The organism is Mycobacterium sp. DL440 (assembly GCF_011745145.1).
Taxonomy (GTDB): domain Bacteria; phylum Actinomycetota; class Actinomycetes; order Mycobacteriales; family Mycobacteriaceae; genus Mycobacterium.
Genome location: NZ_CP050191.1, coordinates 5,249,708 through 5,271,651, shown reverse-complemented (window position 1 = coordinate 5,271,651; position 21,944 = coordinate 5,249,708). Strand labels below are relative to the sequence as shown.

Here is a 21,944-nt window from a genome sequence, read left to right as displayed (position 1 = left end):
TCAGCCAGGAAGGCGAACCGGCATCAACAGATAGACGTAATCGGTTTTGGCGGCCGGGAACGGACCCGAACCACCGCCGGTACCACCATCCTCGTCCGTAGGACGCAACACGGCAGGGCGACTCGGCGTGGTGAAACCGAAAGTCACCCGGTCCGAATGCAGAGAGCTCAGCCCGTCGGTGAGGTAGGTCGGGTTGAACGCGATGGTCAATGGGTCACCGGCGAACTCGACCGGCAGATCCTCTTCGGCGCGACCCACATCGTCGGCGCCGGCCGAAAGACGCAGCACGTCTTCGCCGAATTCCATTCGGATCTGGGCTCCCCGATCGGCCACCAGCGCCACACGCTTGATCGCCTCGGTGAGCTCGGCCACTCCGATCGTCGCGACGGCGGTGTGCTCGCTCGGCAACAACTGACGGAATTTCGGGAACTCGGCATCCAGCAGCCGGGTGGTGCTGCGCTTGCCGTTACTGCGGATACCGAGCAGACCGTCCTTCCCGACCGACTCGCCGGAGCCCAGCGACAGGTGCACCTGGTTGCCGTCGGTGCCGGCCTTGGCCGCCTCGGCCAGCGTCTTCGCCGGGACCAGGACGGCCGCCTCGACGTCGGTGGCATTGGTTTCCCAGGTCAGCTCACGCACCGCCAGCCGGAACCGGTCGGTGGCCGCCAAAACCACTGATTCACCGGAGATCTCGACACGGATGCCGGTCAGCATCGGCAGGGTGTCATCACGGCCGGCCGCGACCGCCACCTGGCCGATGGCCTCGGCGAACAGATCGGACGACACCACCCCGGTCTCCTCGGGCAGGGTCGGCAATGCCGGGTAGTCCTCCACCGCCAGGGTCGGGAGCGAGAACCGGGCGCTGCCACAGGTGAGGGCCACCCGGGTGCCTTCGACGCTGAGCTCCACCGGCTTGGCCGGCAATGCCTTGGTGATGTCGGAAAGCAGCCGTCCGGACACCAAAACGCTTCCAGGAGAAGCGATTTCGGCACTGACACGCACCTCGGCGGAAACTTCGTAGTCGAAGCCGGAGATGGTCAGACCATCATCGGTGCCGGTCAACAGCACCCCGGCCAGGACCGGGATGGTGGGTCGGGTCGGCAGATTGCGGGCCACCCAGGCCACCGCGTCCGCGAAGTCCTCACGCACCACGCGGAACTTCAAGTCGGTCAGCCCAGCCGTCGTCGTCGCCACGTGCTATGCGCCCCTTCGATGATCCCCATAACGAGCTCTACCAGCGTCTTCCCAGAACACCGCCACACAGCATCGCACTGAATGACAAAGCTGAAACCGCTGTCGATGAACCACCGTAGAGCTTTCCGCATCAACTTGAAAGCTAATCGACCGGGGTGACATGGGGACTTGCATGTGCTTCTCGAGCCCGGACGGACGGGAGTTTCGTTCGGTGTCCCCAAGCCCCTTCTTCTAGAAAGAACTCTTAGAAGATATATGAGTAACAGTATTAGGTCCTGTGAAAACTGGGGATGAACGGGTGTTTGCCCAGTACCCCAGGTGTGTCGGAATGTGAGTCGGCTGTGGAGACCGGTGCATGGACCCGGCGCGGAGTGTGGACAGATGACATCGTGTGGATGATTTTGTCATTCATCCCGTGGTTTGCCCGCAGGTTGTGCACAGCAGTATCCACAGCGGTCGGCTGTGACAAGTGATGCGTTCTGGGGCGAAAGTTGTTACAAGATTTTTCGCCGGACAGGCCTGAAGAGACCACGATGTGAGACGCGGAGGCGCCCAGGCGCGCAGGATCGACCGCCGGCGCCCGGTGCTCGAGCACCGATCCGGACGGGACTGCGGGGGTGATTCAGCGCTTGGCGCGCTGACGAATCCGGGTGGTGAGTTCCTTGACGTGGTCGAAAACCTCACGTCGCTCGGCCATCTCGCCGCGGATCTTCTTCTCCGCGTACATGACCGTGGTGTGATCACGCCCGAATGCCTGGCCGATCTTGGGCAGGGACAGGTCGGTGAGCTCGCGGCACAGATACATGGCGATCTGGCGGGACTGCGCCAACGCCCGGGTCTTGCCTGGCCCGCGCAGCTCCTCGACCGTGGTCTCGAAGTACTCGGCGGTGGCCGCCATGATCGCGGCAGTGCTGATCTGCATGGTCGTGGCGTCGGCGATCAGATCGCGCAACACCACTTCGGCCAGAGACTTGTCGATCCGGGTCTTGTTGAGCGACGCGAACGCGGTGACGCGGATCAGCGCACCCTCGAGCTCGCGGATATTGCGTTCGATACTGCTCGCGATGAGCTCGAGCACGTCATCGGGGACGTCGAGGCGATCCATCTGCGCCTTCTTGCGAAGGATCGCGATGCGCGTCTCGAGCTCGGGCGGCTGCACATCGGTGATCAGCCCCCATTCGAAGCGGGTACGCAGCCGGTCCTCGAGCGTGGCCAGCTGCTTGGGCGGGCGATCCGAGGAGATGACGATCTGCTTGTTGGCGTTGTGCAGGGTGTTGAAGGTATGGAAGAACTCTTCCTGGATACCTTCCTTGCCCTCGATGAACTGGATGTCATCGACCAACAGGATGTCGATGTCGCGGTAACTGCGCTTGAAGGAGGCCTTGCGGTCGTCGCGCAGCGAGTTGATGAAGTCGTTGGTGAATTCTTCGGTGGAGACGTACTTCACCCGCATGCCCGGAAAGAGTCGTTGCGCATAGTTCCCGGCGGCGTGCAGCAGATGCGTCTTGCCGAGGCCGGATTCACCCCAGATGAACAACGGGTTGTAAGCCCGCGCTGGTGCCTCGGCGATGGCGAGGGTCGCGGCATGGGCGAAGCGGTTGGACGCACCGATGACGAACGTGTCGAACGTGTAGCGCCGGTTGAGATTGACGGCGTTGTCGTCACTGACCGTGGAATCACGCTGCGGACTGCTGAAGTAGGTCGGCCAGGTCTCTTCGGCGCTGGCCTTGGCGGCGCGGTCGTCGTCGATCTCATCGGTGTCGGCAGGCGGTGCTGACGCGGTCGCGTTCGGCCGCGCGTCGGCGGTGGACCCATTGTCAGCCGCAGCGGCGGGGGAGTCCTCGGGTTCCTCGGGCGGAGTGGCGATGCGGACGCCCAGCTCGACCCGCTCACCCAGCTTGCGGCTGAGTGCATTGATGATCGGCTCACGAAGGTGCCGTTCGATCTCGTTCTGAACGAACGGGGTGGGAACGGAGAGCAGAGCAAACCCCTCGGCGATGACGAGGGGTTTCACCAGCTTGAGCCAGGCCCTTTGCTGAGGAGTCAGTGGCGGGAGAGCCGGATCACCATCTGCATCACGATCGCCGTTGAGTTCGGCGACGACGCTGTTCCAGATCGCGACGAACGGTGGATCGGGGTCAGCTGGCAACGACTGTTCCCCCTTTGAGGTGCTTCGCGGTCGACCCGGTGACGACCAAAAAGAACGATGACGAACTGTCCACATATTTATCCACAGCTTGTGGAGAAAGGACAGTCGTCGTCGCTCTGTTGTCTGTTCTGAGAGCGTCGTGGCCGGCTTCGTCACATGCTGCGAGGGTGCGCCGCGCCGCGATCTCTCGTTTCATTTTCCGGGGCCGGTCCAGGCTCGGAACGGCATTGCCAGAAGCTAACAGTTTTCTCTCGATGTGCCAACAGTTCTGCAACATCGGATACTTGCCATGTGTGCGGGTCGGGGCAGGTTTGACCGAGGGAAATCTCATCAGTACCCTCGAGCAGTCGCCCGCACGTGGCGATACGGCTGCGCCCGGGAGGTTCCGGAGAACGCGCCGGTTAGTAAAGCACGACGGACGAGCTTAAACAGAGCTTGCACGGTAACCGTTTTCGGCGACACCTCGGTGTCGGCGGGGGCGGGTGCCAAACGGAACAAGGAGAGATTGCCGTGGCCAAGGGCAAGCGGACCTACCAGCCCAACAACCGCCGCCGTGCGCGCGTGCATGGGTTCCGGCTGCGGATGCGCACTCGCGCCGGCCGCGCCATCGTCGCCAACCGTCGTGGCAAGGGCCGTCGCGCACTTACTGCGTGATTCGACGCAGGATCTAGCGCGGTGCTTCCGGCTCGATACCGGATGAGGCGGTCCGCGGAGTTCAGTGCCACCGTCAGTCGTGGCGTGCGTGCGGTTCAACCTGACGTTGTCGTACACGCGCTACACGAGGGAACGGATGCAACCGGCCCGCGGGTCGGTCTGATCGTGTCCAAAGCCGTCGGGAATGCCGTGGAGCGTCATCGGGTGTCTCGGCGGCTGCGTCATGCCGCCCGTACCGTCATACCGCGTCTGGATGCCACGGACCTCGTGGTGATCCGGGCTCGCGCCGGCAGCAGTGAAGCGCCGTCGCCACGGTTGGAGCAGCAATTACAGCGCGCTCTCGAGCGCCTCGAGGCGCGGCGCAGGACTTCACCATGATCCGCAGGGCGGGTGCCGGTGCAGCCCGCGGTGCGATCTTCCTGATTCAGCTCTACCGCCACACCGTCTCTCCGCTTCGACTGCCGTCGTGCCGGTTCATGCCGACCTGCAGTCAGTACGCGGTCGATGCCCTCACCGAGTACGGCTTGTTCCGCGGTGCGTGGCTGACATTGATCCGACTGCTGAAATGCGGCCCGTGGCACCCGGGGGGATGGGATCCCATCCCCGACCGGTGCCCTCACGATCACGAGTCCGTCAGTTCTGACGAGTCCGTCTCTGGCGGGATCGCCGCCGCCGAAAACCTTGTCTGGGATACCCCAGCGAAGCGAGGGGAGAGCAAGTCGCGTGTTTAATTGGTTCAGCCTGGATGTCATCTATTACCCGGTGTCGGCGATCATGTGGGTTTGGTACAAGGCATTCGCCTTCCTGCTCGGCCCTGAGAACTTCTTCGCCTGGGCGCTGTCGGTGATGTTCCTGGTGTTCACGCTGCGCGCGATCCTCTACAAGCCCTTTGTCAAGCAGATCCGCACCACGCGGCAGATGCAGGAACTGCAGCCACAGATCAAGGCGCTGCAGAAGAAGTACGGCAAGGACCGCCAGCGCATGGCGCTGGAGATGCAGAAGCTGCAACGCGAGCACGGATTCAACCCGATCCTCGGCTGCCTGCCGATGCTGGCTCAGGTGCCGGTGTTCCTCGGCCTGTACCACGTGTTGATGTCCTTCAACCGGACTCAGACCGGCATCGGCCGGTTGGGGTTGTCCGTGGAGGAGAACCGCAGCCTCGCGAACTATGTCTTCAGCGCGACCGACGTGAGCCACTTCCTCGACGCCAACCTTTTCGGTGCACCACTGGGCGCGACGATGGTCCAGCAGCACGGCCTGGAGGCATTCACGGAATTCAACCGGTTCGCCGTGGTTCTGGTCGGCGTACCGATCATGATCCTGGCGGGCATCGCCACGCACTTCAACAGCCGGGCGTCGGTGGCCCGCCAGAGCGTCGAGGCCGCGGCCAACCCGCAGACCGCGATGATGAACAAGCTCGCGCTCTACGTGTTCCCGCTCGGTGTGGTGGTCGGTGGACCGTTCCTGCCCCTGGCCGTGATCATCTACTGGCTGTCCAACAACATCTGGACTTACGGTCAGCAGCATTACGTCTTCGGGATGATCGAGAAGGAAGAAGAAGCCAAGAAGGCCGAGGCGATCGAGCGTCGTTCGGCGAACGCACCGGCGCCCGGAGCGAAACCCAACCGCGCACGTAAGGGCGAACCCGCGAGTGCGGCGGCCGCTACGGAGGATGTCGAGGCGGATCCGGATCCGGCGCAGACCAAAGACGAAACGGACGCGGCAGGTGAATCGGCAGCCCCGAGCGTGAACCGCACGCCCAAGCCCGGTGCACGCCCCAAGAAGCGGAAACGGTGACCAGTTCTCACACTGGCTACAAGTAGGGAGAAGACGGATATGACGGACGCACAGACGACCGAACCCGGCACCGAGCTGGAGGAGGACACCCAGTCCGCGCCCAAGAGTCAGGCCGACCTGGAGGAGCGACTGGTCGCGGAAGGCGAGATCGCCGGCGACTATCTCGAGGATCTGCTCGACCTGCTGGACTTCGATGGCGATATCGATCTGGATGTCGAAGGTGACCGGGCGGTGGTGAGCATCGACGGCGGCGGCGATCTGAGCAAGCTGGTGGGCCGCAAGGGCGAGGTGCTGGATGCCCTCCAGGAGCTGACCCGGCTGGCGGTCCACCAGAAGACCGGCGAGCGCAGTCGACTGATGCTGGACATCGCGCGGTGGCGGCGCCGTCGCCGCGACGAGCTCGCTGCGCTGGGCGACAAGGTGGCCCATCGCGTGCTGGAATCCGGTGAGCGCGAGGAGCTGGCGCCTATGACTCCGTTCGAGCGGAAGATTGTTCACGATGCAGTGGCCGCGGTCGATGGTGTCCGCAGCGAGAGCGAGGGCGTGGAGCCGTCGCGCCGCGTCGTCGTTCTGCTTGGCTGAGTTCTAGTTACAACGGTGTAGTTCATTTGCGGCGACGGTGCCGTAGGGAGTTCGGAGGATGTTTCACGTGAAACATGGACCGGTCCCCGCGGTACCGGACGCCGCGGCGGGGGTCTTCGGAGATCGTCTGGAGGCCGCCGAACGGTACGCGGCGATTCTGGCCGGCGCCGGTGTCGAGTGGGGTCTGATCGGTCCACGGGAGGTGGACCGACTCTGGGAGCGACACATTCTTAATAGCTCGGCTCTCGGGGAGCTTCTGGAGCCCGATGAGCGAGTCGCCGACATTGGCAGCGGAGCCGGCCTTCCGGGGATCCCGTTGGCTATGGTTCGGCCGGATGTTCATGTGATGCTGATCGAGCCGCTGCTACGCCGCAGTGAATTCTTGCGCGAGGCGGTCGAGGAACTGGGGCTGGACGTAACGGTGGTCCGGGGCCGGGCCGAAGATCCCGACGTCCGCAAATCTGTGGGTGAATTGGATGTGGTGACCTCTCGTGCCGTCGCCTCGTTGGACAAGTTGACGCGCTGGAGCATGCCGCTGCTTCGCGTCGACGGCAGGATGCTGGCCTTGAAAGGCGAGCGGGCCGAGGCTGAGATCGAGGAGCATCGGCGTGTGATGGCTTCCCTGGGTGCAGTCGATGCCAGGGTGGTGAAATGTGGCGTGAACTATTTGAACCCTCCCGTAACCGTCGTCGCCGCGCGACGCGGAGCGGTCAGACCGGGCAACCGGTCAACGGGCAAAACCTCCGGGTCGCGGGGGAGATCGGGCAGGAGATGAGGATGGGTTCTAATCGGCAGGTAGCGGCCGAGACCAAAGGCACGCCCGCCGTTTCACGTGAAACGGTTTCACGTGAAACATGGCCAAACAGCGGCGCCGCCGCCGCGTGGTCCACTGACGCCAGCATGGACACCCCGATAGCCGCGGAGGCGGAGCAGGCGACCCGCGTGCTCCACACCTCACACGGTCAGCTTCCTCGGCCGTCCCATCAGCGGGTGTTCACGATCGCGAACCAAAAGGGTGGCGTCGGCAAGACGACCACCGCGGTGAACGTCGCCGCCGCGCTTGCGCTGCAGGGGTTGCGGACGTTGGTGATCGATCTCGACCCGCAGGGCAACGCCAGCACCGCGTTGGGCATCGAGCATCGTCCCGGCACCCCGTCGTCGTACGAGGTGCTCATCGGAGACATCCCGGTGGAGGAAGCTCTTCAGCAGAGCCCGCACAGTGATCGGTTGTTCTGCATTCCCGCGACCATCGACTTGGCCGGCGCTGAGATTGAGTTGGTCAGCATGGTGGCTCGCGAAGGGCGGCTGCGGTCGGCCCTCGCGGCGCTGGCCAACCACAACTTCGACTACGTCTTCATCGACTGCCCGCCGTCCCTCGGGTTGTTGACCATCAACGCTCTGGTGGCCGCGCCCGAGGTGTTGATCCCGATTCAGTGCGAGTACTACGCGCTGGAAGGTGTGGGGCAGCTGCTGCGCAACATCGAGATGGTGAAGGCGCATCTCAACCCGGAGCTGTCGGTGTCCACCGTGATACTGACGATGTACGACGGGCGGACCAAGCTGGCGGATCAGGTCGCCGAAGATGTGCGCGAGCACTTCGGCGACAAGGTGTTGCGCACGGTCATCCCGCGGAGCGTGAAGGTGTCGGAAGCCCCCGGGTACGGGATGACGATCCTCGATTACGATCCGGGATCCCGCGGGGCCTTGAGCTATCTCGACGCGAGCCGCGAGATCGCAGAGCGCGGGGCACCGCCCCGCGCTCAGTAGGTGCCAGTAACCAACAGCCAGTAGACAGACAGCGGACGGCAGCAATGAGCAGGAGACGACCATGAATCAGCCGGCACGGAAGCGGAGTGGCTTGGGCAGGGGACTGGCAGCCCTCATTCCGACCGGTCCCGCTGAGGACGGTACCGACGTCCTGAGCCCTAAGATCGGCGCAACCGCAGCCGACGTCCTGCTCGGCCCGCCGTCCAGCACGGGGACAACGGCCACGACGCCCCCGGCACCCGATGGGTCCGACCCGCTCCTCGCCAGTGATGTCGGCGCGACCTACCGCGAGATCGACCCCAGCCTGATCCAGCCGAATCCGCGCCAGCCTCGCCAGGTGTTCGACGAGGAGGCGCTGAGCGAGCTGGTGCACTCCATCCGCGAGTTCGGATTGATGCAGCCGATCGTCGTCCGTGTCGTCGAGGAGAACGGTGAACCCCACTACCAGCTGGTGATGGGGGAGCGGCGCTGGCGAGCAGCGCAGCAGGCCGGCTTGGAGGTTATCCCGGCGATCGTCCGGGAGACCGGTGACGACAACATGTTGCGCGACGCGCTGCTGGAGAATATCCACCGGGTACAGCTCAACCCGTTGGAAGAGGCCGCCGCCTACCAACAGCTGCTCGACGAATTCGACGTCACGCACGATGAACTCGCTGCCCGGATAGGTCGCTCGCGGCCATTGATCTCCAACATGATCCGGCTGTTGCGACTTCCGATCGCCGTGCAGCGGCGCGTCGCGGCCGGAGTGCTGTCCGCGGGCCATGCACGCGCGTTGCTCGCCCTGGAGGGGGGAGCGGAGAAGCAGGAGGAGTTGGCTGCCCGCATCATCGCCGAGGGTATGTCGGTGCGCGCCACTGAGGAGGCCGTGACCCTGGCCAACCGTGACGGCAACACCGCGCCGCCGGCACCGCGGCGTAAGCCGATCCAGATGCCGGGCCTTCAAGACGTTGCTGAACGGCTCTCGTCGGCCTTCGATACCCGGGTCACTGTGAGTCTCGGCAAACGAAAAGGGAAGATCGTGGTCGAGTTCGGGTCGGTCGACGACCTACAGCGAATTGTCGACATTATGAGTGCCGAAGAGCACTGAGGACCCACGACCAACGACACCAGGTTGTTCCGTCACTGTGACACATCAGTGATCAGAGCCTGCCGCCGCGAGCGCCGTGTAGCGCAAAGCATCTGTGCGGCATAGCATTTCACTTCGGAGGCGGAACTCGATGAGATTTTCAGGGCGCAGTGGGCTGACCCCGGCGGACTCTCCTATCCTTGAAGGGCAGCCACGCACACAGTGTGAAAGCCAGGGACCTCAGTGACAGCACGAATAACGCCGCTTCGGCTCGAGGGCTTCGAGCAGCTGCCCAAGCATGCGCGGCGCTGTGTGTTCTGGGAAGTCGATCCGTCCACCATCGGTGACGCCCACCTGACCGATCCCGAATTCGAGAAAGAAGCCTGGCTCTCGATGGTGATGCTCGAGTGGGGGTCCTGCGGGCAGCTTGCGGTCACCGCTCGTGCGGACGACGCAACGGGCGACGAGCCAAGTGCTGGGCCAGGCGCCGACGTCGAGATCAATCTGGTCGTTCCAGCCGACGTAGCTGACTTGACGGTGCCGGCAGGGGAGGGGTGGACAGCTCCGGCCGTCGTGGACGATCCGTGTCTGGGCTTCGCGTTCTATGCGCCCCCGGGGGCGGTGCCGCGGGCCCGGCTGTTTCCGACCGCGCCGGTCAGCGCTGACGCGATTCTGTTGACCGCGATCGGTGTCGAGTGTGCCGAAGACCGCGAGCTGTTGTCGCAGAGTCTGCTGGCCGCCGTGGTCAACGACCTGGTGCGGCGAGGCGTTCGGGCATTGGAGGCGTTCGGCTACACCTCGGCCGCGGCCGAAATGAACGACGGCAGCACGCTTCCCGACGAGTTGTCTCCGGTCGTGGCGGTGCTGGGGGACTGCTCGGTCGACGAGTGCATGCTGACAACCGATTTTCTCGAAGACGTGGGCTTCACGGTTGTGGCGCCGCACCCGTACTTCCCGCGGCTGCGCCTGGAACTCGACAAGGGACTGGGCTGGAAAGCCGAGGTCGAAGCCGCGCTCGAGCGGCTCCTGGAGAATGCCCGGATCGAGCTGCCGATCGGTGCCGGAATGTCCGGCGTCGGCGTCAAAAGCTCTGGCCCACAGTAGAAACCGAGGCGGCATCGCTCGCGTCGAACCGATGGTGTGGCCGCGGTACCGCCCACCGCGTCATGGCTGAGTTCAAGTGCACTGTCTTGCAAGTAATTGTGATGAGGCATCGTGCGAGCGTCAGCGGTAGCCGGCAAGGCCGTCTCCCACGGCACATTCGCGGCACCGAGATCACCATGCACCACCGCACTGGTCAGATGAGGAACGCCCTCGAGAGCCGCGAGCTCACGGCCGGCACGTAGGCGCTCGCCGAGAATCGTCTCCACCGGCCCTGCGATTTCTGAGGGAGAACTGCGCGTACCGCATGATCGGTGCCGGCACGGTCGGAGCCGATGATCACGGTGTGAAACTGCCCCTGGCGCACTGCGAGGTCAGCGGGCTTGTCGTCAGGCAGCAGGCGGCGTATCAAGCAGAACTGGCGCTCACGCGCCGCGGCCCGCCTGCTGCTCCACCGACAACTCGTGAGCCAACAGCTCGGCGAAGGTGAAAGTGCCTGTCGGACGGTCGTTCTTGCCCAACAGATACAGGCGCTTGACCGCAGCCAGGATGCCCTCGGCGATCGCGTCACGAGTGTGGTTGGACAGCAGCAGCCCGCGATCATGCGGATTGGTGATGTAGCCGATGTCCACCTCGACGGTGGGCATCCGGGTCAGCCGGAGCAGATCCCAGGTCCGGCCGTGGGACCGGCAGTCACGTAATCCGGTGCGGGCCACCACTTCCCGCTGAATGAAGTCGGCGAGGTTGCGGCCGATGGTCGACACCGAACCATGGGAATTCCCGAAGTGGAACGAGGCCACGCCATTTGCGGAGGGGGAGCGCTGACTCTCACAGCGCAGACTGATCATCAGATCCGCACCGACCCGGTTGGCAGTGGCGGCACGTTCGGCGTCCAGTGGGCTGCGGTTGGCCGGCCGTGAGATGAACGTCTCCATGCCGATCGCGGTCATCCGGCCTTCCAGCCGACTTGCCAAGTCCCACAAGATGTCTGCTTCGCTGATCGGCCCGTCGGGCCCGTTCATGATCATCCCGTGATCGGAGCCGCCGCGGCCCGGATCGATGATGACGTGCTTGCCGGAGAGCTGTGGACCCGAGCGTCGCACCAGCTCTTCCTCTCGGATCGCGTGCGGCGAACCACCGGTCACCCGCGAACCCAGGAAATACAACGAGCGCAAGGTTTCCGGTCCACAGATACCGTCGGGGTACAGCCCGTACTCACGCTGGTAGGACGACAACGCGTTGTGGGTCTGCAGACCGAAATGCCCGTCGACCATGCCGGTATAGAAACCAAGGTCCTGCAGGCGGGCCTGCAGGGTCGCCACATCGTCGCCGTACATAGGCGCACCGAACTGATGGGTCAGGGTGCGGGCACCGAGCCGGTAGGAGGCCTCGCGCAGGGCGCGATAGGTGGCCTCTCCGACGATTCCGTCCACCAACAGGCCCCGGTGCTGCTGAAATGCCCGGACGGCGCTGTCGAGCTCGTCATCGAATGCGTCGAGCGCAACGTGTCTGCCGGTGCTCAGGTCGGCGTCAGGGTTGTCGATCAGACCTAACGCGGCCAAGGCTGCCCGGATCTCGGTGACTGCTCCGCCACGGTCACCGCGACGCAGACTCGACATTCGGCCCCTCCATGCTGGTTTCCGGCCATCTGCCGGTCTAGCTAGCCAGCATTGTCTCAGATTTCGGCCACAATCCGGAAAACGCCAGGCGTACCCGGGGTGTGTGTGGTGTGTGTGAACTCAGAGAGCGTCGGCGAGTTCCCGCAGCAGGGCGGCCTTGCCCTTGGCACCGACGATGCGCTTGACCGGGGCGCCGTCCTTGAACAGGATCAGCGTCGGGATCGACACCACCTGGAAGTCACGCGCGGTGGCCGGGTTGGCGTCGACGTCGATCTTGGCGACCCGCAACTCACCGGCCTTCTCGCCGGCGATCTCCTCGAGCACCGGGGCCACCATCTTGCACGGCCCGCACCAGGTGGCCCAGAAATCCACCAGCACCGGCGTGCTGCTGGTCAGGACATCGTCCGAGAACGAATCGTCGGTGACGGTTACTGTTGCGCTGTCCGCACTCATGGAGCTCTCCTGTCGGGTCGAAATCTATTGGGGGTCAGTCGTTGTCGGCGAGCCAGCGCTCGGTGTCGATGGCCGCCGAACAGCCGCTGCCCGCGGCGGTGATGGCCTGGCGGTAGGTGTGGTCGACGAGGTCGCCCGCGGCGAACACACCGTCGAGCGTGGTCGCGGTGGTACGGCCGATCACGCTCACGTAGCCCTCGTCGTCGAGATCGATCTGACCGCGCACGAGTTCCGAGCGGGGGTCGTGACCGATCGCGACGAACACCCCGGTCACCTCGAGCTTGGACTCCTCGCCGGTGACGGTGTCACGCAGCCGCACACCGGTGACCTTCGGATCGCCCTCGATCTGGGTGATCTCGGTGTTGGTCAGGAAGGTGATCTTCTCGTTGGCGCGGGCCCGCTCCAGCATGATCTTGGAGGCGCGGAACTCGTTGCGACGGTGGATCAGGGTCACAGAACGTGCGAACCGGGTGAGGAACGTCGCCTCTTCCATCGCCGAGTCGCCGCCGCCGACCACGATGATGTCCTCGTCGCGGAAGAAGAAGCCGTCGCAGGTGGCGCAGGTACTCACGCCCATGCCGGTCAGGGCTTCCTCGCCGGGCACACCGAGGTGCCGCGCCGCGGCACCCATGGCCAGGATCACCGACCGGGCCTGGTGGGTCTCGTCGCCGACGGTGACCGATTTCACCGGGCCGGTGAGGTCTACGGCGTCGACGTCCTCCATGCGCAGATCCGCACCGAAGCGCAGCGCCTGCTCACGCATCTCGTCCATCAATTCGGGGCCGGTGATGCCCTCACGGAACCCCGGGTAGTTCTCCACCTCGGTGGTGGTCATCAACGCGCCGCCGAACTGCGTGCCCTCGAACACCAGCGGCTTGAGCTGGGCGCGGGCGGCATAGATGGCTGCGGTGTATCCGGCGGGGCCGGAACCGATGATGATGACGTCGTGAACCGTCGCTGAGGAGGACATGTAAGCCTTTCTGCCGTACTCGGCACGGGTTGCAACGTCAGCCTAGGCCCGATGTGTTCCCAGGTGAGTTCAAGGACAGACTACGGGCGCTTCAGCGGGCGTTTCACCACGGTGTCGGCCAACGACCCGGCATGAGCAGCGTCGCAATCCGCGGCGAGGACCACGGCGTCAATCGTGTCGGTCGTGCCTGGCGCCCTGGGGGGCACCAACACCAGCACACCGTGCCGACCGGCCACGTCCATCGGGCGAGCGCCGAGAATCTGGACGCCGGAGGGGTAGCCCAGTGCGGAAAGGCAGGCGGTGCGGCGTTGCGGGTCGGTCAGCGGGCCCAGCTCGGGCGGGACCGACAACAGCCCCTGGAGCTGGGGGTCGGACAGGCCGATCGCGGCACGCGGTGGTGAGACTGTGATCCGGCCGAGGCTGGTCATCGTCGAAGGGCCGTGGTCGGGGGCGCGCACCAGGACCAACCCGCCGACCATGGCGGCCACCACGGCTGCACCTGCCCCCGCGACGGCGGCAATCGATTTCCAGCGGCGGGCGGACGGCGCCTGCGGGGCCGGCTCGGCCCGCAGTGCCTCGGACAGCCGGGCACTCACCTCGGCGGGCACCGGGGGAGCCGACGAGGTGTCCTGACCTAACTCGGCCAGATCGCGGCGCACCCGATCCAGGGCGGCCAGTGCGGTCTTGGCGTCCGGTCCGGCCAGCGGGTCGGTGCGCACACGTCGGCGGATACGCGCGGCGGTGTCATCGTCGAGGATCCCGGCCTGCAGGTCGGCGAGCAGCTCAGCAGGAATCGGACCGTCCGACGGCACTCGGGGTGTGCTGCCGTTCATCGGCTTCAAAATACTGGAGCAGGCCGGCCAGCTTGTGCCTGGCGCGGGAACAGCGGCTCTTCACGGTGCCTTCCGCCACCCCGAGGAGCAGCGCCGTCTCGGCCACCGAATAGCCCTGCATGTCAACGGCCACCACCGCGGCGCGCTGCTCCAGCGGAAGCTGCATGAGTGCCCGCTCCACCACGATCGAGGTCGCCACCCGGGGCGCTGGGTCGCCGGCCGGGTCGTGAAGGTGAACGAGATGGTCGAGCTCGTGTGCGGACGCGGTGGGCTGGTTGCGTGACCGGCGCACCCGGTCCAGACAGGCGTTCACCACGATGCGGTACAGCCAGCTGCTGACGGCCGAGTCGTGGCGGAACGACGCTGCCGTGCGATGAGCCGACAACAGGGCATCCTGGACGGCGTCGTCGGCGTCCTCGTGGTGATGGCTGGTGAGAAACGCCAACCGGCGTAGCTGGCCGTGGTGCCGGTGGACGAGTTCCTCGAACGCGTAACGGTCCCCGTCGACGTGGGCGGCCAGCAGTTCGGCATCAGAACGGGTGGCGGCCCCATCTTCCCGGTGCCCCCGCAGCTGCATCGTGACCGGCTTACCGGCTCCCCCGAACCTTCCCACACGCTGAACTTAAACGCTGTGCGGGAGCGGCCCGGACACTTGTTTGCCCGGCATGGCGTAACACCAGGTCACGAACGTATCCGGGCTGGGGATGACAGCTCAGGACGCTGCTTTGAGGGTGATCTCGGAGATGTCGGTGCGGCTCTTGCCGTCCACAGTGCCCAGCGTCGAGATCCACACCAGCACGTAGGAGGTGGACGACGCCTTGTTCACCGAGATGGTGTTGGAGCCGGGCTTGAGCGCGGTGGAGGGGCTCAGTTCGGTGGTGTCCGACAGCGATGACGGCGTGGCCGACTGGGCCGAGCGGATCTGGACCGAGGTGCCGGTGCTGGTCACGTTGAGGGTGACCGAGCCGATCGTGGTCGGCTGCGGCAGTTGCAGCATCAGGCCGACGCCGTTCTTGAACCCGGGGAACGGGGCGGGATCGGAATACGTGTCGGTGGACCACGCGGTGCCGGTATTGCCGTCGATGGCCTGCCCGGCGGTAGCCGGTGAATCGGCTTCACCCTCAGGTGAGAATACCGTCGCTCGAACGGGTTTGACTGTGCTTCCGGTGGCGGCCGACGAATTGTCCTGATTCTCTTCGCTATTCGACGACGGCGCATTCAGGCCGAGTTCGTCGCGGTTGAGACCGCCGCCGACGTCGCCGAAGATGCTGTTGAGGACGGACGCCAGTACCAGCAGCGCCACCAGGATGATGGCGGCGCCGACGCTCACCCCGATGATGACGCCCTTGCGACGCCGGGCCTCGGCGGCTTCGTGTTCCTCGGGGGTCTCGTGCGCGCGGACCGGAGCGGCCGGGGCGGGTGTCTCCTCGACCGAACCCAGCAGCTCGGTCCGATCGGCGATTGCGGTGGCCTGTTGTAGCAGGTTCAAAAGGGTTGGAGCGCTACGAATTCCGCCACCGGGCTGGACGGCACGGGCTGCCGCCGCCGAGATCTGGAACGGGATATCGCGGTCGACAGCGCGCGGTTCAACCGGCTGTCCGGCCGGATCCAGGGCGGCAGGCTCCAGCCCGCCGCGTGATCCGGACTCCGGCAGTGGCCAGCGGTTGACCAACAGCGCGTACAGCGCCGCGCCGATGCCGCGGATGTCGTCATCGGGCGTGGCGTCGGGCATGGTGGCCGGGAAGGCCAGTGCTACATCGCCTTCGATGCTCACCCGCACCCGGCTGGGGTGATCGATGGACAGGGCCACCCCGGCGCGGTGGGCGGCCTCGGCGGCAGCGGCCAGCGACTGGATGGCGCGGGCCCCGCCGATCGGGGAGGGAGAGGTGTCCGCGACCTCGGCAAGCGAGCCGCCGCGAATCCACTCCGCGACGATCAGGCCGCCCGATCCGCTGTGCGCGACGTCGAGCACCCGCGCGATACCGGGAACGTCTATGCGGCTGAGTTTGAGGGTGCGCGAGAGGATCTCCTGCACCTGCGCGTCGGGCATGGTGGCATCCGGGTCCACGAAGGTCAGCGCCACCTGGCGGTCCAGCGCGGTGTCGAGCGCCTGCCAGAACTGCAGGTGTGGCGGACCGCCGTGGAACACCAGAAGGCGGTAGCGGCCCTCGGCGATGGTGGCCCCGGGGATGAGGTGCACATCGTCGTCGGCCGATTCCAGGGCGGCCTCGTGCGGCGGAGCGAACGAAATCGGCTCGCGAGTCGGGTCGCCACCGTAGTCGGTGGCCGACCGGGTCGCCCCGTTCGCCCCGTTCGCCCGGTTCGCGGCGGGTTCGCCGGATCCCGGGCCCTCGTCCGACGGGGTGGCCGGACCGGGGGGTGGCACGTCGGGTTGGAACTCATCGGCGGCCGGGCGCGGCAACTTCGTCGTATCGGTTGTCATCCCGGAACTCGAGGTGTCGTCCAGTGCCGGGCCGTCCGCAGATTCGTCGGTCACCGGTGATCCTTTCCACATCCCCGCTCCGGCAACGCCTGCCGAAGTCCCGTCCCCGGCGGCTGCCGGGCTTGACGGCCACTCAGTGGGAGAAGAATTCCTCTGATCAGGGTACGTGACGGGCATGGGCGGATGAGGCGCGACGGGCGGCGCAATTGTTTGTATGGCTACCTGTCCGGCTCCCGGCTGAGGTGCGCGTCGCCCCCGCCCGAGCCGGCGGCGGACCATGGCCAGCGCCGACTGCGCCTCCGGAACCCGGGCGGCGAGCATCACGCCGGCGATGATCGGGACCATGATCACGCCGAGCGCAACGAGGCGCAGCAACGAACCCGCGGCGCCGGCATGCTCGGTGAGCGAGTCCAACCCCAGCAGTCGGTCGGCGGCATGGGCCACCAGGCCGGCGATCAACGACGCCGCGACGGTCACCAGGATCGTGCGGATCACGGCGTCGCGCAGCAGCCGGCCCCCGCGGGGACGCAGGTCGGACTTCAGCAGCACGTAACCCATCACGGCCCCGGCGACAAACCCCAACCCGTTGGCCAGTCCGAGGTAGCCGGCCACCATGTTGGGATCGCCGGTCAGGTGGGGCGCGATGATCGAGCCGACGATCTTGACGGCGGTGATCACCACGACGATGGCGATCGGTGTCCACGGCTTCTCCCGCGCGTAGAACACCCGCAGCTGCAGCAGGACCAGCGCGTAGGGGATGAGCGTGAAGGCCGAGAGCGTGATCGCCATGCCGAGGTAGCCGGCATCGGTGGCGCTGAAGTTGCCGTAGGCGAACAGTGCGCTGCCGATCGCGGGTCCGCCGACCGTCATCATCGCCACCACCGGGATCAGCGTCACCATCGTGAGCCGGGTGGCCAGGGAGTAATCGTCGAGCACGGCCGGAATGTTGTCGGCGGCCGCGTTGCGGCTCAGGCGCGGCATCACCACGGTCAACACCGTGACGCCGATCATCCCGAACGGCAGCATCAACACCAGCCAGGTGTAGTTGTAGATGGCGGGCCCGGTGTCAGCTGCCCCGCTGGCGATCTGATTACCGACGATCAGGCCGATCTGGCTGATCAGCACGTAGAGCACCATGGCCGCGGCCATGGTGCCGAATTTCTTGAGGCGCGCGTCGATGCCCCACAGCGGCCGCAGGCTGACCCGCTCAGCGCGGATCGCCACGAGCAGCACTGCGGCCTGCGCGACCACGCCCAGGGTGGTGCCGATTCCGAGGACCAACAGCTTGGCCGTGCCCATGTGGGGCGGATCGATCGAGAACTCACCGGGGACCAGGACGAAGACGCCCAAGGTCACGATCGCCACCACGTTGTTGACCACCGGAGCCCAGGCCGGCGGACCGAACACATTGCGGGTGTTGAGGATCGCCATGAAGACCGACGACAGGCCGTAGAACAGCACCTGCGGCAACAACAGGTAGGCGAACGCGGTGGTCAGCGGATTGTTGACCTTCGGATCGCTGCCCAGCATCAGCCGCACCAGCAGTGGCGCGCACAGCACGGAGAGCACCGTGGTGACCAACAGCAGCGTGGTGGCCAGGGTCACCAGCCGCCGCACGAACGCGGTACCGCCATCGGGGTCGTCGCGTTCGGCGCGGGCGAGTACCGGCACGAAGATCGCGGTGAAGGTGGCTTCCAATACCAACGCGGCCACCATGTTGGGGAGCTGGTTGGCCACCGAGAACGAGCTGGTCAACGCTCCGCCGAGCAGGGCCATGAGCAGCACGAACCGGAAGAACCCGGTGATGCGGGAGATCAGCGTGGCGAAGGCCATGCCCCACGACCGCGACACCACTGCGGCGTCGGACAGCTCCGCGCGCCCGGCGGGGCGGATCGGACCCGTCGCATGCGGAATCCGCGGCGGGCCTGGTGGGCGGGCCGCTGGTTGGTCGGGCGAGGTCATCAGGGTCGGTCCGGACTCGTCGCAGGCGCCGGCGGGGAAGGCGGGGTGGCAGACGCATCGTCGGTGCCGCCGTCGTTGTTGAATGCCATCGCGACGTCGAGCGGGTCGGGGTGTTCACCCGGCGGGATGAGGTCCGCGCGGTCGGGCTGGCCGCGGAAGCGGTGCCACAACCGGCGTCCGGCGAGCGCCACCAACACGGCCCCGGCCGACAGCGTGATGAAGAACAGCACCTTGCCGTAGGCGTTGGAATGCACCGACAACCGGACGGGCTCACCGAGCGTCAGGCCGTCGGTGGTCTGCAGGCTGACGTCGACGGCCACTCGTTGGGTGAAGTGCACCTCGATCGGCACCCGTAGCGGCAGATAGCCGGGCGGCAGCTCGATCTCGCCCAGGTCGGTGACGGTCATCCCGGGTGGTGCGTCGACGTGCAGCCGGACCCGGACCGGCACCGGCAGGTCGTTACGCAGGGCCAGCGGCAGCGGGCTGCGCTCGGTGGCCAGCGTGTAGGCCCCGCCCGGGTTGACGATCGTCACCGCGCCGAACATGTCGTTCACACTGCGGCTGACGGTCTGCAACCGCTGCTCGGCCAGCCCTTCGCGGGCTTCCGGCGGCACCGACTGGCTCAGCGCCCGCAGCATGTCCTCCCGTAGCGGCGCGGTGTACTGCATGCCGGTCAGCCCGGTGCGCTCGTCGGTGGTCAACGCGGCCGTCAGCCCCCAGAGCCGGCTGATCACCGCGGCGATGCCGCCGTTGATGTTCTCGTCGATGCTGCTGTGCGGGTTGCCGAGGGAATCCGGCGGCGGGGGTTGCAGGGGTTCGGGCGGTACGGCGTTGCTCTCGGCGATCAACGCGGGCAGCGGGCGCGGCACGGCCAGCCCGGCGTGGATCGTGGTGGCCACCGAGGTCAGGATGGCCTGCGCGTCGTCAGCGTCCAGCGACCACACCAACGGTGGCATCAGGATCTGGGTCCGGGGTTCCTCGGTGGGCGTGAGCCCCCGCCACAGCAGCGCGCCCAGTGCATCCTGGCGGCGCGCGGTCTGCGAGTCGTGATGGACCGGGATCTCCAGCGACGGGTCCAGGTACGACGGCGCCACCGGGTCGGTGCCCGCACCGGCCAGGGCGGCACCGACCGCCGGGTCGAATCCTGCCGCCACGACCTCGGGCCGGTACCGCAGCGGCGTGACATCGGCGGTCTCGGGGGCGCCGGTCACCGAATCCTGGGCGCTGATCTGGGTGGCCGAGATGGCGACTGTCTGGCCCTGGGCCGCCAGCAGGTCCAGGGCGGGGTGGGTGAGCGGACCGTCGCCCAGGATGCTGGCACCCCGGATCGAGGTGGCACCCAGGATCTGATCGACGATGTCGCCGGCACCGTTGGTCGCGATCGCGCTCAAACCCGCATCGCCGACCCGTTGAAGCGCGGTCAGGTCGGCCTGCGCGTAGTTGGTCGGCGCGACGCAGAGCCGCCCGGCCAGGGCGCGCAGGCGGTTCAGCCAACCGACGGCCGCTTCCTGGCCGGTGCCGGGCCGCGTCGGGGTGCCGGCACCGGTGTCGGGTCCGTCGTTGACGACGTAGCCGCCGGTCATCGCGTTGACCGTGACGAGCAGATCGGGGTCGACGGCGAGGCACAAGGTGGCACGCATCTGGCCGCCGGAGTCGACAGTCGGCCCGGTGGCGAAGTCGGCGGCCGACAGTAGGGTGTCGAGCCGTCCGCCCGGGGCCAGCGACGCGGCGAGGCTGTCGTCGACCAACCGCACCGGTGTGGTGCCACCGGGGGCGCCCGGGGCCAGCCGCGGCCGGTCGGCCAGGGGCCAGAGCATCGTCATCCGCACCGGCTGAGAGGTGTCCGGCGGTACCACCGAGTTGAGGGTGTCGGCTGCCGACATCGAGTCAGGCGGATTGCCTTCAGGCCGGTCGGGCGGCACCCCGAGGACCGGCAGGAGGAAGCGGGCGTCGTCCAGTTTGGCCGGATCACCGTAGTCCGGCGTCCCGTTGACGTTGAGCAGCACGGGGTAGACACCGGGTTCGCTGATGTGCAGCGACCCGGGGCCTTCGGCGCGCAGCGGATAGGACAGCGTGAAGTCCACGGACTGGCCGCGCTGCATCTCGGGTGCCACGGTGACGAAGTCGGCCACGGGCTCGAACCGGTCGACATCCCCGGTGAGGTCGGTGCGCAACTGACTCGATGAGGTGACCGCCCGCGCGTGCTCCATCCGGATGTCCACATCGCGCACCGGCCGGTCACCGACGTTGAGCACGGCCCCGCTGACCGTCAGCACGGTTTCACTGGTGGTGGTGACGACGTTGGGGGTGACGCGGTCGATACGGATCTGGAGGAACGGCATCGCCCCCGGTTCACTTGCGCCTGCGCGGGGCAGAAGGACGGGCAGCGCGGCGGTGGACCACACCGAGAACAACAACACCACCGCCACAAGCACCACTGTGTGCGCCAGGAGGGTAAATCCTCGGCGCACCGCCGGGGCGGCGGTCACGGCCCCTGTCCGCATCCGTTCGTGCGCCGGCGGGGCTGGGGCTGTGCAGATTCGTCGCGGCGGTGACTGCGGGCGTGCGAGTGGGTCTGGGGACGCCGCCGGGGCGCGCTGGGGGGCAGAGGCGGCAGGGCGCCGGGCCCGTCGGTGTGCAGCTTGTCGATGAGCTCTCCGGCCACCTCGGCGAGCTTGCGCTCGTCGGCGTAGGCCAGGCGGGACGCCAGATCCTGCAGCGGAACCCAGGCGACCTCGGTCACCTCGACGTCATCGTCGGACAGTTCGCCGCCCTGGAAGCGCAAGAGATAGTGGTGCACGGTCTTGTGGACGCGGCGTCCCTCGGTGACGAACCAGTAGTCGATGCTGCCGAGCGCGGCCAGCACATCGCCGCGGATGCCGGTCTCTTCGGCAACCTCGCGGATCGCGGTCTGCTCGGCTGTCTCGCCCAGTTCGATATGCCCCTTGGGCAGGGACCACAGCATCCGGCCGCGCCGGTCGACCCGGCCGATCAACGCCGCCACCTGAGTGTCCTTGGGGCCGTCGATTCCATCGATGACCAGGCCGCCGGCCGACGTCTCGTGAACGGTGCGCAGCCGTTCCGGTGGTCGACGGGGACGCGTCTTGCGTTGCTTGGACTGGTCACGTGGGGACGGGGCGGAACTTGCCGTGCCGACGGGAGCGTCGCCGGTGCCGTCGGCGTGGGCTTCGGCATCCTTGCCCTGATCGTCCGTCGGTGGCCCCGCCGCCCTTTGTGCACGACGACGGCCACGACGCCGGCTGCGGCGCCGTCGTGGTTTGGCCTGTTCGCCGTCCGACACCCAAGCGATAGTAGCTGCCATGGGGTTGGCCTCCTGCCGCACTCGCCGGTTGT

General features: G+C 66.6%; 19 protein-coding genes. 9 read left to right on the top strand and 10 right to left on the bottom strand.

All coding sequences use genetic code 11. From position 1 onward, the window contains the following. Both dnaN and dnaA read right to left on the bottom strand, forming a co-directional pair. The gene (gene dnaN / locus HBE63_RS25715) at nt 1-1,194 is read right to left on the bottom strand and encodes a DNA polymerase III subunit beta (RefSeq protein WP_166907402.1); all 1,194 of its coding nucleotides are present in this window, start codon (nt 1,192-1,194) and stop codon (nt 1-3) included. A gap of 622 nt (nt 1,195-1,816) precedes the next feature. After that, the gene (gene dnaA / locus HBE63_RS25710) at nt 1,817-3,343 is read right to left on the bottom strand and encodes a chromosomal replication initiator protein DnaA (RefSeq protein ID WP_166907401.1); all 1,527 of its coding nucleotides are present in this window, start codon (nt 3,341-3,343) and stop codon (nt 1,817-1,819) included. 510 nt (nt 3,344-3,853) lie between these two features. Here dnaA and rpmH point away from each other — a divergent pair. The 9 genes from rpmH to HBE63_RS25665 all read left to right on the top strand — a co-directional run bounded on the left by rpmH (nt 3,854) and on the right by HBE63_RS25665 (nt 10,313). After that, complete coding sequence (gene rpmH / locus HBE63_RS25705; RefSeq protein WP_055119217.1) at nt 3,854-3,997, top strand: 50S ribosomal protein L34; 144 nt, start codon at nt 3,854-3,856, stop codon at nt 3,995-3,997. Nucleotides 3,998-4,018: 21 nt separating this feature from the next. Next, on the top strand, nt 4,019-4,375 hold the full coding sequence (gene rnpA / locus HBE63_RS25700; RefSeq protein WP_166907399.1) for a ribonuclease P protein component: 357 nt from the start codon (nt 4,019-4,021) through the stop codon (nt 4,373-4,375). Then, the gene (gene yidD, locus HBE63_RS25695; RefSeq protein ID WP_166907398.1) at nt 4,372-4,728 is read left to right on the top strand and encodes a membrane protein insertion efficiency factor YidD; all 357 of its coding nucleotides are present in this window, start codon (nt 4,372-4,374) and stop codon (nt 4,726-4,728) included. The genes rnpA and yidD overlap by 4 nt, the downstream gene beginning before the upstream one ends. 43 nt (nt 4,729-4,771) lie before the next feature. Then, nucleotides 4,772-5,794 carry a membrane protein insertase YidC gene (gene yidC, locus HBE63_RS25690; RefSeq protein WP_243858785.1) on the top strand — a complete coding sequence of 341 codons (1,023 nt, stop codon included), beginning with the start codon at nt 4,772-4,774 and terminating at the stop codon, nt 5,792-5,794. A 39-nt stretch (nt 5,795-5,833) separates the two neighbouring features. After that, nucleotides 5,834-6,376, top strand: a complete 543-nt coding sequence (locus HBE63_RS25685) for a R3H domain-containing nucleic acid-binding protein (protein ID WP_166907396.1) — start codon at nt 5,834-5,836, stop codon at nt 6,374-6,376. Between the two features lie 58 nt (nt 6,377-6,434). Continuing rightward, nucleotides 6,435-7,151 (top strand): 16S rRNA (guanine(527)-N(7))-methyltransferase RsmG, encoded by a 717-nt coding sequence (gene rsmG / locus HBE63_RS25680; protein ID WP_166907395.1) that lies wholly within the window; start codon nt 6,435-6,437, stop codon nt 7,149-7,151. A gap of 125 nt (nt 7,152-7,276) precedes the next feature. Further along, entirely contained in the window at nt 7,277-8,143 is an 867-nt protein-coding gene (locus tag HBE63_RS25675; protein ID WP_243858284.1) for a ParA family protein, read from the top strand. A gap of 61 nt (nt 8,144-8,204) precedes the next feature. Continuing rightward, a complete protein-coding gene (locus HBE63_RS25670) occupies nt 8,205-9,230 on the top strand; it encodes a ParB/RepB/Spo0J family partition protein (RefSeq protein ID WP_166907392.1) in 1,026 nt (341 codons plus the stop codon). Between the two features lie 222 nt (nt 9,231-9,452). Next, nucleotides 9,453-10,313, top strand: a complete 861-nt coding sequence (locus tag HBE63_RS25665; RefSeq protein WP_166907391.1) for an acetyltransferase — start codon at nt 9,453-9,455, stop codon at nt 10,311-10,313. Nucleotides 10,314-10,735: 422 nt separating this feature from the next. Here the strand turns inward: HBE63_RS25665 and HBE63_RS25660 are convergent, their stop codons facing one another. The 8 genes from HBE63_RS25660 to HBE63_RS25625 form a co-directional block, all read right to left on the bottom strand. Then, a complete protein-coding gene (locus HBE63_RS25660; RefSeq protein WP_166907390.1) occupies nt 10,736-11,929 on the bottom strand; it encodes an N-acetylmuramoyl-L-alanine amidase in 1,194 nt (397 codons plus the stop codon). 120 nt (nt 11,930-12,049) lie between these two features. Continuing rightward, entirely contained in the window at nt 12,050-12,382 is a 333-nt protein-coding gene (trxA, locus tag HBE63_RS25655; protein ID WP_003883337.1) for a thioredoxin, read from the bottom strand. Nucleotides 12,383-12,416: 34 nt separating this feature from the next. Further along, nucleotides 12,417-13,352 carry a thioredoxin-disulfide reductase gene (trxB, locus tag HBE63_RS25650; protein ID WP_166907389.1) on the bottom strand — a complete coding sequence of 312 codons (936 nt, stop codon included), beginning with the start codon at nt 13,350-13,352 and terminating at the stop codon, nt 12,417-12,419. Between the two features lie 80 nt (nt 13,353-13,432). After that, a complete protein-coding gene (locus tag HBE63_RS25645; protein WP_166907388.1) occupies nt 13,433-14,185 on the bottom strand; it encodes a hypothetical protein in 753 nt (250 codons plus the stop codon). Then, on the bottom strand, nt 14,136-14,762 hold the full coding sequence (gene sigM, locus HBE63_RS25640) for an RNA polymerase sigma factor SigM (RefSeq protein ID WP_166910207.1): 627 nt from the start codon (nt 14,760-14,762) through the stop codon (nt 14,136-14,138). The genes HBE63_RS25645 and sigM overlap by 50 nt, the downstream gene beginning before the upstream one ends. Nucleotides 14,763-14,897: 135 nt before the next feature. Continuing rightward, nucleotides 14,898-18,590, bottom strand: a complete 3,693-nt coding sequence (gene murJ, locus HBE63_RS25635; protein ID WP_166907386.1) for a murein biosynthesis integral membrane protein MurJ — start codon at nt 18,588-18,590, stop codon at nt 14,898-14,900. Next, nucleotides 18,590-21,079, bottom strand: a complete 2,490-nt coding sequence (locus tag HBE63_RS25630) for a DUF6049 family protein (protein WP_166907384.1) — start codon at nt 21,077-21,079, stop codon at nt 18,590-18,592. Before HBE63_RS25630 ends, murJ begins: the two co-directional genes overlap by 1 nt. Further along, nucleotides 21,076-21,891 (bottom strand): NUDIX hydrolase, encoded by an 816-nt coding sequence (locus HBE63_RS25625; protein ID WP_166907382.1) that lies wholly within the window; start codon nt 21,889-21,891, stop codon nt 21,076-21,078. Before HBE63_RS25625 ends, HBE63_RS25630 begins: the two co-directional genes overlap by 4 nt. Between the last annotated feature and the right edge of the window lie 53 nt (nt 21,892-21,944).

Bases quoted from the DNA above. Each gene is read 5' to 3' on its own strand.
- yidD (WP_166907398.1), top strand. From the start codon at position 4,372: ATGATCCGCAGGGCGGGTGCCGGTGCAGCCCGCGGTGCGATCTTCCTG.
- yidC (WP_243858785.1), top strand. From the start codon at position 4,772: ATGTGGGTTTGGTACAAGGCATTCGCCTTCCTGCTCGGCCCTGAGAAC.
- HBE63_RS25685 (WP_166907396.1), top strand. From the start codon at position 5,834: ATGACGGACGCACAGACGACCGAACCCGGCACCGAGCTGGAGGAGGAC.
- rsmG (WP_166907395.1), top strand. From the start codon at position 6,435: ATGTTTCACGTGAAACATGGACCGGTCCCCGCGGTACCGGACGCCGCG.
- HBE63_RS25675 (WP_243858284.1), top strand. From the start codon at position 7,277: ATGGACACCCCGATAGCCGCGGAGGCGGAGCAGGCGACCCGCGTGCTC.
- HBE63_RS25670 (WP_166907392.1), top strand. From the start codon at position 8,205: ATGAATCAGCCGGCACGGAAGCGGAGTGGCTTGGGCAGGGGACTGGCA.
- HBE63_RS25660 (WP_166907390.1), bottom strand. From the start codon at position 11,929: ATGTCGAGTCTGCGTCGCGGTGACCGTGGCGGAGCAGTCACCGAGATC.
- trxA (WP_003883337.1), bottom strand. From the start codon at position 12,382: ATGAGTGCGGACAGCGCAACAGTAACCGTCACCGACGATTCGTTCTCG.
- trxB (WP_166907389.1), bottom strand. From the start codon at position 13,352: ATGTCCTCCTCAGCGACGGTTCACGACGTCATCATCATCGGTTCCGGC.
- HBE63_RS25645 (WP_166907388.1), bottom strand. From the start codon at position 14,185: ATGAACGGCAGCACACCCCGAGTGCCGTCGGACGGTCCGATTCCTGCT.
- sigM (WP_166910207.1), bottom strand. From the start codon at position 14,762: ATGCAGCTGCGGGGGCACCGGGAAGATGGGGCCGCCACCCGTTCTGAT.
- murJ (WP_166907386.1), bottom strand. From the start codon at position 18,590: ATGACCTCGCCCGACCAACCAGCGGCCCGCCCACCAGGCCCGCCGCGG.